Raw genomic sequence first — 11,557 nt, 5'->3', positions numbered from 1 at the left:
CATACAATCGTTCATTCGCCGCCGCCCGCGGGCCGGCCGGCGATCACTCCAACGGCGTTTCGCCGCCCGCGCGCGGCTGCCTTTCCGGATTCGGGTTTCATGATGGATATCGATCAGTACATGACGGACGTCGGCCGCCGCGCGCGGCAAGCCTCGCGCGCGATCGCGCGAGCCGACACGGCGGCCAAGAACGCCGCGCTGGCCGCGATCGCCACGGCGATCGAACGCGAGGCCGCCACGCTGAAGGCCGCCAACGCGCGCGACGTCGAGCGGGCGCGCGCCAACGGCCAGGACGCCGCCTTCATCGATCGCCTGACGCTGTCGGACAAGGCGCTGAACACCATGATCGAAGGCCTGCGCCAGGTCGCGGCGCTGCCCGACCCGATCGGCGAGATCTCCAACCTGAAGTTCCGCCCCAGCGGGATCCAGGTCGGCCAGATGCGGGTGCCGCTCGGCGTGATCGGCATCATCTACGAATCGCGGCCGAACGTGACGATCGACGCGGCCGCGCTGTGCCTGAAGTCCGGCAACGCCACCATCCTGCGCGGCGGTTCCGAGGCGCTCGAATCGAATACCGCGCTGGCGGGGCTGATCGGCGAGGGGCTCGCCGCGGCGGGGCTGCCGGCCGAGGCGGTGCAGGTGGTGGCCACCGCCGATCGCGCGGCGGTCGGCAAGCTGATCACCATGACCGAGCATGTCGACGTGATCGTGCCGCGCGGCGGCAAGAGCCTGATCGAGCGGCTCATGAAGGATGCCCGCGTGCCGATGATCAAGCACCTCGACGGCATCTGCCACGTCTACGTCGACGACCGTGCCGATCTGGCCCGCGCCCTGACCGTCTGCGACAACGCCAAGACGCATCGCTACGGCACCTGCAACACCATGGAAACGCTGCTCGTCGCGCGCGGCATCGCGGCCGCCGTGCTGCCGCCACTGGGCCGCCTGTATCGCGACAAGTCGGTCGAGCTGCGGGTCGACGCGGCCGCCCGGGCCGTGCTGGCCGAGGCCGGCGTCGCGCCGCTGGTCGATGCCACCGAGGAAGACTGGCGCACCGAGTACCTGGCGCCGGTGCTGGCGATCAAGGTGGTCGACGGCATCGACGCGGCGATCGAGCACATCAACACCTACGGCTCCGCGCATACCGACGCGATCGTCACCGAGGACCACGACCGCGCGATGCGTTTCCTGCGCGAGGTCGATTCGGCCAGCGTGATGGTCAACGCCTCGACGCGCTTCGCGGACGGTTTCGAATACGGCCTGGGCGCCGAGATCGGCATCTCGAACGACAAGCTGCATGCGCGCGGCCCGGTCGGGCTCGAGGGCCTGACCTCGCTGAAGTACGTCGTGCTCGGGCACGGCGAGGGCCGGCAGTAATCACGAACGCCTCCAAAGTCTCCAGCAATCGCATTCCAGCCAAGACGGGCGGACCATTCGATGACATACCTCTGGGTCAAGACCTTCCACATCGTGCTGATCGCCGCGTGGTTCGCCGGGCTGTTCTACCTGCCCCGCATCTACGTGAACCTCGCCATGGAGACCGATCCCGGCGCGGTGCGCCGGCTGCTGACGATGGCGCGCAAGCTGTTCCGCTTCATGAGCTTCATCGCCGTGCCGGCGCTGGCCTGCGGGGCCTGGCTCTGGCTGGTGGCCGGGGTCGGGCGCGGGCAGGGCTGGATCCACGCCAAGCTGACGATCGTGCTGCTGCTGATCGTTTATCACGCCTACTGCGGGTATCTGCTGCGCGTGTTCGAGCGCGGCGAGAACCGCCGCAGCGACCGCTGGTACCGCTTCTTCAACGAGCTGCCGGTGCTCGGCATGCTCGGCGCGGTCGCGCTGGCCGTCATCAAGCCCTTCTGAATCCACGACGCGCCCCGGCACATCAGCGTGCCGGGGCGCGTCGCCTGCCTTCAGGCGCCTTGGCGCGCCGTCCCTGTTTTCCTCACGATTGCTCCGATTCGCCGCGCGCGATTTCGCGTGCCGTCTCGCGGCCCGCCTCGCGTCCTTCCTCGCGTCCTTCCTCGCGCGCCCCCCGGCGCTCGCCGCCGCGCTCGTCCGGGCCGATGCGGCGCCGCACGATCGCGGCCTTGGCGCGGCCGAGCCGGTCCACCAATTCGGGGCCGCGCTGCAGCGCCACGCCGACCGCCAGGATGTCGCCGATCGCCAGGTGCGACATGCGCGAGGTCATCGGCGAGAACACGTCGGTTTCCTCGGCGATGTTCGAGGCCAGGTTGACCGAGGCGAGCTGGGCCAGCGGCGAATGGCTGTGGGTGATCGACACCACCTTGGCGCCGCAGGCCAGCGCCGATTTCGCAGCCTCCACGATGTCGCGCGTGCGACCCGTATTGGAGATCGCCACCACGATGTCCTGCGGGCCCAGCAGGGCGGCCGACATCGAGAAGGTATGCGGGTCGGAATAGGCCACGCTCGGCACGCCGAGCCGGAAGAACTTGTGCTGGATGTCCTGCGCGGCGATGCCCGAGCCGCCCGCGCCGTAGAACTCGATGCGCGAGGCGCGCGAGAGCAGGGCGATGGCCTCGGCCACGCTGCCGGCCGACAGGCTGTTGCGGACCTCGATCAGCGCGCCGATGGTGCGGTCGAACACCTTGCCGATGATGCCGGGCGCCGGCTCGTCGGGCTCCACGTCGCGATACACGGAAGGCACGCCCGGCGCGACGCTCTGCGCCAGCCGGATCTTGAATTCGCGGAAGCCGCTGCAGCCCAGCGCCTGGCAGAAGCGCGCGATGGTGGGCTGGCTGACGCCGGCGCGCGCCGACAGGTCGGTCATCGACAGATCGAGGATCTCGCGCGGCGCGGCCAGCACGTATTCGGCGAGTTTCTGCTCGGACGGGCGCAGTTGCGCGCGCAGCGCTTCGATTCGAGGGAGCATCGGCGGCTCGTGGCGAAAAAGCGGGATTGTAGTCTTGCGCAGGTATTGTAGAAAAACTACAGAAAATTTCCAGCACCTTTCTGTCTGAGGATTGGTCGGCATCAGGGTTTCTACTAATGAATGAGGCATATGTAGCAAGCTTTGTGCGACATTGAAGAATGGTCATGCTGCGGCGCAAGATTGCGGTTATGTAGTTTTTCTACTAGACTTTGCCGCGATCGGTCGGTCAATCCGGCCAGACTTCCCCACGATTCCAGCCGCCGGCGCCGCCGGCCACAGAGGAGCCGCCCGCATGGCCTCGCTGCATCCCACCCTGCTCAACGTGACCGAGCGCGTGATCGCGCGCAGCCGTCCCACCCGCATCGCCTATCTCGATCGCATCGCCGCCGCCCAGGGCCGCTTCCCGGCGCGCGGCGCGCTGTCCTGCGCGAATCTCGCGCACGGCTTCGCCGGCATGGAAGGCAACGACAAGTTCGTGATCAAGGCGATCCGGGAGCCGAACATCGGCATCGTGTCCTCGTACAACGAGATGCTGTCGGCTCATGCGCCGTACCTGAACTACCCCGACATCATCAAGGCGGCCGCCCGCGAGAACGGCGGCGTGGCGCAGTTCGCGGGCGGCGTGCCGGCGATGTGCGACGGCGTCACGCAGGGCAATCCGGGCATGGAGCTGTCGCTGTTCTCGCGCGAGACGATCGCGATGAGCACCGCGATCGCGCTGACGCACAACATGTTCGACGCCGCGCTGTGCCTGGGCATCTGCGACAAGATCGTGCCGGGCCTGCTGATCGGCGCGCTGCAGTTCGGCCACCTGCCGACCATCTTCGTGCCGGCCGGCCCGATGACGAGCGGCCTGTCGAACGACGACAAGGCCAAGATCCGCCAGCAGTTCGCCACCGGCCAGGTGGACCGCGACGCGCTGCTCGAATCCGAATCGGCCGCCTATCACGGCCACGGCACCTGCACCTTCTACGGCACCGCCAACAGCAACCAGATGCTGATGGAGGTGATGGGCCTGCACCTGCCGGGCTCGGCCTTCGTCCACCCGCATACGCCGCTGCGCGACGCCCTGACGGCCGCCGCCGCGCGCCGCGTGCTCGACCTCACCGTCGAGCGCGGCAACTACACGCCGATCGGGCACGTGGTCGACGAGAAGGCGGTGGTCAACGGCATCGTCGCGCTACTGGCCACCGGCGGCTCGACCAACCACACCATGCACCTGGTGGCGATCGCGCGCGCGGCCGGCATCCTGATCGACTGGGACGATTTCGACCAGCTCTCGGCGGTGGTGCCGCTGCTGGCGAAGATCTACCCGAACGGCAAGGCCGACGTGAACCACTTCCATGCGGCCGGCGGCGTGGCCTTCCTGGTGCGCAACCTGCTCGAGGGCGGCCTGCTGCACGAGGACGTCAATACGGTGGCCGGCAAGGGCCTCGCGCACTACACCTTCGAGCCGAAGCTGCTCGACGGCAAGCTCGAATGGGTGCCGGGCGTGGCCGAGAGCGGCGACGCCAAGGTGCTGCGCCCGATCGGCGAGCCGTTCGCCCCCGACGGCGGCCTGCGCCTGATGCAGGGTCGCCTGGGCCGCGGCGTGATCAAGATCTCGGCGGTGGCGCCCGAGCACCGCAAGGTGGTCGCGCCGGCCATCGTGTTCGAATCGCAGGAAGCCGTGCAGGCCGCCTTCGACGCGGGCGAGCTCAAGCGCGACTTCGTCGCGGTGGTGCGCTTCCAGGGCGCCCGCGCCAACGGCATGCCCGAGCTGCACCGTTTGACGCCGCTGCTCGGCGTGCTGCAGGATCAGGGCTTCCATGTCGCGCTGGTCACCGACGGCCGCATGTCGGGCGCCTCGGGCAAGGTGCCGGCGGTGATCCACGTCTCGCCCGAAGCGCTGCTCGACGGTCCGCTGGCCAAGGTCCGCACCGGCGACACCATCGTGATCGACGCGCAGGCCGGCGTGCTTGACGTCGAGATCGACGCCGGCGAATGGGCCGCGCGCGAGCTGGCGCGCCCGACGCACCAGGCCGACAACGAGGTCGGCTTCGGCCGCGAGCTGTTCGGCGTGTTCCGCGCCGCGGCGATGCCGGCCGAGGCGGGCGCCTCGGTGTTCGGCGCGCTGGTCGGCGAAACCACGCACGTCGGCGTGGGCGTGGCGCACTGAGCGCCCACTGATATCCTCGCGAACCGCAACGAGACGAATCCAGTTACAGGAGAAGCAGCAGATGAAGACGATCCACGACATCGTGAAACTCGGCCCGGTGATTCCGGTCCTCGCGTTCGAGACGGTCGAGCAGGGCGAGCACGTGTCGCGCGCGCTGCACGCGGGCGGCGTGAAGGTGCTGGAGATCACGCTGCGCACCGAGGCGGGCCTGAAGGCGATCGAGCGCGCCAGCCAGCTGGCCGACGACATCGTGGTCGGCGTGGGCACCATCACGCGTCCCGAGCATTGCGCCCTGGCCAAGAAGGCCGGCGCGCAGTTCGGCGTCTCGCCGGGCCTCACGCGCGACATGCACCAGGCCGCCAAGGACGCGGGCCTGCCGCTGCTGCCCGGCGTGATGACGCCGACCGACATCATCGCCGCGCTCGAGCTCGGCTACGAGGTGGTGAAGTTCTTCCCGGCCCAGCAGGCCGGCGGCATCCCGATGCTGCAGGCCTTCCACGGCCCGTTCCCGACGCTGAAGTTCTGCCCGACCGGCGGCATCAGCGCGCAGAGCGCACCCGACTTCCTCAAGCAGCCGAACGTGGTCTGCGTCGGCGGCTCCTGGCTCACGCCGAAGGCGGCGCTGGCCGCGCAGGACTGGGCCGAGGTCACGCGCCTCGCCCAGGCGGCCAGCCAGCTGCCGCGCTGAACGCGCTCGCAGGCAAGCCGCGCGGCCTGGGCGGGATGCCCGCGGCGGCCGCCCGGGAGCGCTGCTTGCCGGGGCCGGGCGCGCCTGCCGCGTGATCCTCACGCCAGCCCGCGCCGGCCCGGCTCGCCTGCCGCCGATCCCATCTTCCCGGCTCGCTGGCGAGCCGCGGCCTGCCTCCATCCATTCCCCGCTTCCCCTATCGTGATCCGCGCGAGCGCGAGCTCGCTGCAGGCCCGGCCGGCATCGCGTACGATTCCTCAGACTTGGCTGCTTTTATAGGGGTTTTTGCGCATGGAACCGGTTCTATCGCGCATCGCGAAACGAAAGTAGAATTCAGCGTCCTGTAGGGCGCCGGCGGCGCGCCTGCAGGCCCATTGAAGAAGGCCGGGCGTCGTTGCTCGCCTGCCCGGTGCCAACAATCCAAGGAGGAGTCCATGGGGGCTGTTCAAGGCAGCATGCTGCTGGTGTGCGCGCTGATCGCGATCGTCTTGCTGATCGTCATGATCGCGCGCTACAAGATCTATCCGTTCCTGGTGCTGATCATCGTCTCGCTGGGCCTCGGCCTGGTGGTCGGCATGCCGATGGACAAGATCGTCAAGTCGTTCGAGACCGGCAACGGCAACACGCTGGGCCACATCGCCATCGTGGTCGGCCTGGGCACCATGCTCGGCAAGATGATGGCCGAATCGGGCGGCGCCGAACGGATCGCCGTCACCCTGATCGGCTGGTTCGGCGAGAAGAACATCCACTGGGCGATGATGTTCGTCGCGATCATCATCGGCTTGCCGGTGTTCTTCGAGGTCGGCTTCGTGCTGCTGATCCCGATCGCGTTCAACGTCGCCAAGCGCACCGGCAAATCGCTGCTGCTGGTCGGCCTGCCGATGGTGGCGGGCCTCTCGGTGGTGCACGGCCTGATCCCGCCGCACCCGGCCGCGCTGCTCGCGGTCCAGCAATACGGCGCCGACATCGGCAAGACCATCGCCTACGGCCTGATCGTCGGGATTCCGACCGCGATCATCGCCGGTCCGCTGTTCGCGCTGGTGATCCACAAGTACGTCAAGCTGCCGGAAAACAACCCGCTGGCCGCGCAGTTCATCGACTCGGGCGACCAGGCCAAGCGCGACCGCGAGCTGCCGAGCTTCGGCATCACGCTGTTCACGATCCTGCTGCCCGTCGCGCTGATGCTGATCGGCAGCTGGGCCGACCTGCTGTTCGCGCCCAAGACGCTGCCCAACGACCTGCTGCGCTTCGCCGGCACCTCGGACGTGGCGCTCCTGATCGCCGTGCTGGTCAGCTTCTGGACCTTCGGCGCGAAGCAGGGCTTCAACCGCGAGCAGATCCAGAAGTTCTGCGGCGACTGCCTGGCGCCGATCGCCGGCATCACGCTGATCGTCGGCGCGGGCGGCGGCTTCGGCGGTATCCTGCGCGACAGCGGCATCTCGCAGCAGATCGTCGCCACCGCCACCCAGGCCCACCTGTCGCCGCTGCTGCTGGGCTGGTTCGCCGCCGCGCTGATCCGTCTGGCGACGGGTTCGGCCACGGTCGCGATGACCACCGCCTGCGGCATCGTCGCGCCGATCGCGGCGGCCGCCGGCGGCACGGTCAAGCCCGAGCTGCTGGTGCTGGCCACGGGCTCCGGCTCGCTGATCTTTTCGCACGTGAACGACGGCGGATTCTGGCTGATCAAGGAATATTTCGGGATGACCGTGGGTCAGACGTTCAAGACCTGGACGGCGCTCGAAACGCTGATTTCGCTGCTCGGCCTCGCGTTCACGATGGTGCTCGCCACCGTTCTGTAACAAGCAAGGGGTAGTCAATGATTTTGATCGCAATGGGCGTCTCGGGCGCCGGCAAGACGCGCATCGGCGAACTGCTGGCGGAGCGTCTCGGGTGTACGTTCACCGACGGCGACGCGTTTCACAGCGCCGCCAACAAGGAGAAGATGCACCACGGGATCCCGCTCACCGACGACGACCGCTGGCCGTGGCTGCAGTCGATCCGCGCGGCGATCGAGGAGAAGCAGCGTGCCGGCGAGACCGCCGTGTTCACCTGCTCGTCGCTCAAGCGTTCGTATCGCGACGTGCTGCGCGGCCAGGACGCCGACGTGCGTTTCGTCTACCTGCACGGTACCGTCGAGGTGCTGAGCGAGCGCCTGAAGACGCGCACCGGCCACTTCTTCGATCCCTCGCTGCTGAAGAGCCAGCTCGACACGCTGGAAGTGCCGGGCGAGGACGAGGCGGTGCAGGTCAGCATCGACCAGACGCCCGAGCAGATGGTCGACGAAGTGCTGGCCAAGCTGAAGCTCGCGACCAAGTCCTGATTTCCTGAGTCGTCCTTGCGACCAGGCGGGCCGGCGGCAGCCGGCCCGCATCAACCGAAAGGCATGAAAAAAGGCGCCCGGCGGCAACAAGCCCCGGGCGCCTTTGCTTTTGCCTGCATCGCGCGCGGCGAGCGCCGCGCGCGATGCGGCGATGCGTCTTACGCGATCCGCTTGGCCAGCTCGACCGCCTTGCCGATGTACGAGCCCGGCGTCATCGCCAGCAGCAGGTCCTTGGCGTCCTGCGGGATCGCCAGGCCGCCGACGAACTGCTGCAGCGCCTCGCGCGTGATGCCCTTGCCGCGCGTCAGTTCCTTCAGTTGCTCGTAGGGGTTCTCGATGCCGTAGCGGCGCATCACGGTCTGCACCGGCTCGGCCAGCACTTCCCAGCAGTTGTCGAGATCCTCGTCCAGGCGTGCCGGATTGACCTCGAGCTTGTCGATGCCGCGGGTGAGCGCGTCGTAGGCGAGCAGCGAGTAGCCGAACGCCACGCCGATGTTGCGCAGCACGGTGGAATCGGTCAGGTCGCGCTGCCAGCGCGACACCGGCAGCTTCTCCGAGAGGTGGCGCAGGGTGGCGTTGGCCAGGCCCAGGTTGCCTTCCGAGTTCTCGAAGTCGATCGGGTTGACCTTGTGCGGCATGGTCGAGGAGCCGATCTCGCCGGCCTTGGTCTTCTGCTTGAAGTAGCCCAGCGAGATGTAGCCCCACACGTCGCGGTCGAGGTCGAGCAGGATGGTGTTGGCGCGGGCCACCGCGTCGAACAGCTCGGCCATGTAGTCGTGCGGCTCGATCTGGATCGTGTAGGGGTTGAAGCTCAGCTTCAGGCGGTTCTCCACCACGTCCTTCGAGAAGGCTTCCCAGTCGAAGCCGGGATAGGCCGACAGGTGCGCGTTGAAGTTGCCGACCGCGCCGTTCATCTTGCCGAGCAGCTCGACCTTGGCGATGCGCTCGATGGCGCGCGCCAGGCGCGCCGCCACGTTGGCGATTTCCTTGCCGAGCGTGGTCGGGCTGGCCGGCTGGCCATGCGTGCGCGAGAGCATCGGCTGCTCGGCCTGGGCGTGCGCGAGCGCGACCAGGCGCTGGTGCACGGTGCGCAGCGCGGGGACGATCACGTTGTCGCGCGCGCCGGCCAGCATCATGCCGTGCGAGGTGTTGTTGATGTCTTCCGAGGTGCAGGCGAAGTGGATGAACTCGCTGGCGCGTTCGAGTTCCGCCTGGCCCTTCACCGATTCCTTGAGCCAGTATTCGACGGCCTTCACGTCATGGTTGGTGACGCGCTCGATCTCCTTGATGCGCGCCGCGTCGTGCGCGGTGAAGCGCTCGACCAGCTGCAGCAGGAACTGCTCGGAGGCGTCCGAGAAACGCGGCACTTCGGCGAAGCCGGCGCGCGACAGCGCGATCAGCCAGTGGACCTCGACGGTCACGCGGTGGCGCATGAACGCGGCCTCGGAGAGCCAGTCGCGCAGGGCTTCCGTCTTGCTGGCGTAGCGGCCGTCGAGCGGCGAGAGCGCGGTGAGGGCGAAAAGGGTGTCGGGGCGGGTGTCGGACATGATGGGGCTGCCGGTCGGGCGTGGAGAGAGTCAACCCGGAATTTTACCATCGGCGCGGGCCGGCCCCGGCGCGGTGGTTGGCCGGCGATGGCGTGGCCCGGATGGCGAGCGGGGCCGGCGTGCCGGCTGCTCGTTCGTGGGCGGGCGGTACCGGCTTCGGCAGGCCTTGCCCGGCGGCCCGTCTTGCCGCTCGATCGGGCGCTCCGGGTGCCGCTTCGACGCCGCGCCCGGAAGCTTGGCTTCGAATCGGGACGGTTCGGCCCGGCCTCTCGCATCACGGCTGGCTCCACTGCCGGCCCGGCAGCGGAGCCAGCGCCGGCTCACTCGGTGGCGTGCGCGGCATGCAGCGCCACGCCCGCCGGGGCGCCGGTGCCGGCGGTGCTGGCCCAGCCGAGCCATTGCGAGCGCAGCATCACCACCAGGCCGCAGGCGACGGTGGCCAGCGCGCCGAAGGTCGCGAAGCCGAGCTGGTAGCTGCCGGTGCTTTCCTTGGCGATGCCCATCACCACCGGCAGGTAGAAGCCGCCGATGCCGCCGGCCGCGCCGACGATCCCCGACAGCAGCCCGGTGCGGCCGTGCCAGCGATGCGGTACCAGCTGGAAGGTCGAGCCGTTGCCCAGGCCGAAGGCGAGGTAGAGGCACACCAGCAGCGCGATGCCGCCCGCCAGCGGCGGCATCCAGGCGGCGAACGCGAAGTCGGCCGCGGCGATGATCGCCAGCAGCACGATCAGCGCGCGCACGCCGGTCACGCGGTCGGCGAGGTAGCCGCCGAACGGCCGCACGATCGCGCCGAGGAAGGCGAGCAGGGACATGAACAGGCCCGCGTCGATCTTCGGCATCTGGTAGAGGTTGGTCAGCAGCAGGCTCACGTAGGAGGACATCCCCACGAAGCCGCCGAAGGTGATGCTGTAGACCAGCATCACCACCCAGGTGTCGCGCTCGGCCAGCACCGCGCGATAGCGGGCCGGCAGCACCGCGATGGCCAGCAGCGCGCCGAGCACCGGCAACAGCAGCACGCCGGTCTTGCCGGCGCCGAACAGGCCGGCATGGACCGCCAGCACCAGCGCCACCAGGCCCGCCAGCGAGACCAGGAAGGCCGCCATCGCGCGTCGCGTGCTGCCCGACTTCTCGCCGCGGTCCTCGGCCCAGGCGAACAGCGCGAAACCGGCGATCGCCAGGAGCGGCAGCGCGGCCGCCGTCGAGAACTTCCAGCCCAGCGCCTGCGCGATGTGGGGGAACAGGAAGCCGTCCAGCACCGCGCCGATGTTGCCGGCCGCCGCCAGGCCCAGCACCAGGCCCTGCACCTTGGGCGGATAGCTGCTGCCGGCCATCGGCAGCGCCACCGCGAAGCTCGCGCCGCCGATGCCGAGGAACACGCCCAGCACCAGCAGCAGCGTGTAGGAGGGCGTGCCCGGCACGAAGGGCAGCACCACCGCGGGGATCGCCGACAGCAGCACGCCCATCAGGGCGATGCGGCGCCCGTCGGTCGACTGGTAGAGGTTGCCCAGCGTCACGCGCAGGATCGCGGCGGCCAGCACCGGCACCGCGACCAGGAACCCCTGCTGCGCGGCCGACATGACGATGTCCTTGCCGATGAAGGGCGCGAGCGGCCCGTACAGCACCCACACGGTGAAGCCCGTGTCGAAGTAGAGGAAGCAGGCGAGCAGCGAGCGCCAGTTGCCGCTCGAGAGCGAGGCACGGAGGGTGGTCATCGATGAGCTCCGGGGAATCCATGCGTGGTGGGGCGGATCGATGCACGCGGAGGCCGCCGCCCGTTTCCCGGCCGTCCGCGGCAAGCCTTCCGCAAGCTTCATGCCATTGCCGCGCATGTTTTCGTGCCCGGCTTCGCGCCGATTTCGGGCGCTCGGCGGGATCGTGCGCCGGGCGCGGTTTCCGGCCTGGTGCGGGCGGATGCGGCGCGCGCCCGTGGCGCCCGGCGCGGCGCCAGGCGCCGCTG

10 protein-coding genes are annotated in these 11,557 nt (G+C 69.1%); 7 read left to right on the top strand and 3 right to left on the bottom strand.

Going from position 1 to position 11,557, the window contains the following annotated elements; genetic code table 11:
* Positions 1-102 precede the first annotated feature (102 nt).
* Together F3J18_RS32175 and F3J18_RS32170 are read left to right on the top strand one after the other, a co-directional pair.
* On the top strand, positions 103-1,374 hold the full coding sequence (locus F3J18_RS32175; RefSeq protein WP_047835747.1) for a glutamate-5-semialdehyde dehydrogenase: 1,272 nt from the start codon (positions 103-105) through the stop codon (positions 1,372-1,374).
* Positions 1,375-1,434: 60 nt separating this feature from the next.
* Positions 1,435-1,857 carry a CopD family protein gene (locus F3J18_RS32170; RefSeq protein WP_025096787.1) on the top strand — a complete coding sequence of 141 codons (423 nt, stop codon included), beginning with the start codon at positions 1,435-1,437 and terminating at the stop codon, positions 1,855-1,857.
* 82 nt (positions 1,858-1,939) lie between these two features.
* On the opposite strand, the gene F3J18_RS32165 is transcribed toward F3J18_RS32170, so the two are convergent.
* Complete coding sequence (locus F3J18_RS32165; RefSeq protein WP_166916146.1) at positions 1,940-2,887, bottom strand: MurR/RpiR family transcriptional regulator; 948 nt, start codon at positions 2,885-2,887, stop codon at positions 1,940-1,942.
* Between the two features lie 292 nt (positions 2,888-3,179).
* Between F3J18_RS32165 and edd the strand changes: the two genes are divergently transcribed.
* From edd to F3J18_RS32145, 4 genes are all read left to right on the top strand, one after another.
* Positions 3,180-5,045 (top strand): phosphogluconate dehydratase, encoded by a 1,866-nt coding sequence (edd, locus tag F3J18_RS32160; protein ID WP_166916144.1) that lies wholly within the window; start codon positions 3,180-3,182, stop codon positions 5,043-5,045.
* 61 nt (positions 5,046-5,106) lie between these two features.
* Positions 5,107-5,733, top strand: a complete 627-nt coding sequence (gene eda, locus F3J18_RS32155) for a bifunctional 4-hydroxy-2-oxoglutarate aldolase/2-dehydro-3-deoxy-phosphogluconate aldolase (RefSeq protein WP_013696640.1) — start codon at positions 5,107-5,109, stop codon at positions 5,731-5,733.
* A 434-nt stretch (positions 5,734-6,167) separates the two neighbouring features.
* On the top strand, positions 6,168-7,532 hold the full coding sequence (locus F3J18_RS32150; RefSeq protein ID WP_025096784.1) for a gluconate:H+ symporter: 1,365 nt from the start codon (positions 6,168-6,170) through the stop codon (positions 7,530-7,532).
* Between the two features lie 17 nt (positions 7,533-7,549).
* The gene (locus tag F3J18_RS32145) at positions 7,550-8,053 is read left to right on the top strand and encodes a gluconokinase (RefSeq protein ID WP_166916142.1); all 504 of its coding nucleotides are present in this window, start codon (positions 7,550-7,552) and stop codon (positions 8,051-8,053) included.
* Positions 8,054-8,211: 158 nt separating this feature from the next.
* Here the strand turns inward: F3J18_RS32145 and purB are convergent, their stop codons facing one another.
* Together purB and F3J18_RS32135 are read right to left on the bottom strand one after the other, a co-directional pair.
* Positions 8,212-9,600, bottom strand: a complete 1,389-nt coding sequence (purB, locus tag F3J18_RS32140) for an adenylosuccinate lyase (protein WP_025096782.1) — start codon at positions 9,598-9,600, stop codon at positions 8,212-8,214.
* A 320-nt stretch (positions 9,601-9,920) separates the two neighbouring features.
* Entirely contained in the window at positions 9,921-11,312 is a 1,392-nt protein-coding gene (locus F3J18_RS32135) for an MFS transporter (protein ID WP_166916140.1), read from the bottom strand.
* Between the two features lie 24 nt (positions 11,313-11,336).
* On the opposite strand from F3J18_RS32135, the gene F3J18_RS37930 reads away from it, so the two are divergent.
* A partial coding sequence (locus F3J18_RS37930) for a hypothetical protein (protein WP_205195649.1) occupies positions 11,337-11,557 on the top strand: 221 nt, incomplete at its 3' end.

The sequence above is a fragment of the Burkholderia sp. Ax-1720 genome (genome assembly GCF_011753035.1).
Taxonomy (GTDB): Bacteria; Pseudomonadota; Gammaproteobacteria; order Burkholderiales; family Burkholderiaceae; genus Burkholderia; species Burkholderia gladioli.
Note: the sequence above shows the minus strand (reverse complement) of the source record. Positions and strands in the feature narration are given on the sequence as shown.

What these genes read in the sequence shown, in the direction of transcription:
- F3J18_RS32175 (WP_047835747.1), top strand. Translation starts at nt 103, where the DNA reads ATGGATATCGATCAGTACATGACGGACGTCGGCCGCCGCGCGCGGCAA.
- F3J18_RS32170 (WP_025096787.1), top strand. Translation starts at nt 1,435, where the DNA reads ATGACATACCTCTGGGTCAAGACCTTCCACATCGTGCTGATCGCCGCG.
- F3J18_RS32165 (WP_166916146.1), bottom strand. Translation starts at nt 2,887, where the DNA reads ATGCTCCCTCGAATCGAAGCGCTGCGCGCGCAACTGCGCCCGTCCGAG.
- edd (WP_166916144.1), top strand. Translation starts at nt 3,180, where the DNA reads ATGGCCTCGCTGCATCCCACCCTGCTCAACGTGACCGAGCGCGTGATC.
- eda (WP_013696640.1), top strand. Translation starts at nt 5,107, where the DNA reads ATGAAGACGATCCACGACATCGTGAAACTCGGCCCGGTGATTCCGGTC.
- F3J18_RS32150 (WP_025096784.1), top strand. Translation starts at nt 6,168, where the DNA reads ATGGGGGCTGTTCAAGGCAGCATGCTGCTGGTGTGCGCGCTGATCGCG.
- F3J18_RS32145 (WP_166916142.1), top strand. Translation starts at nt 7,550, where the DNA reads ATGATTTTGATCGCAATGGGCGTCTCGGGCGCCGGCAAGACGCGCATC.
- purB (WP_025096782.1), bottom strand. Translation starts at nt 9,600, where the DNA reads ATGTCCGACACCCGCCCCGACACCCTTTTCGCCCTCACCGCGCTCTCG.
- F3J18_RS32135 (WP_166916140.1), bottom strand. Translation starts at nt 11,312, where the DNA reads ATGACCACCCTCCGTGCCTCGCTCTCGAGCGGCAACTGGCGCTCGCTG.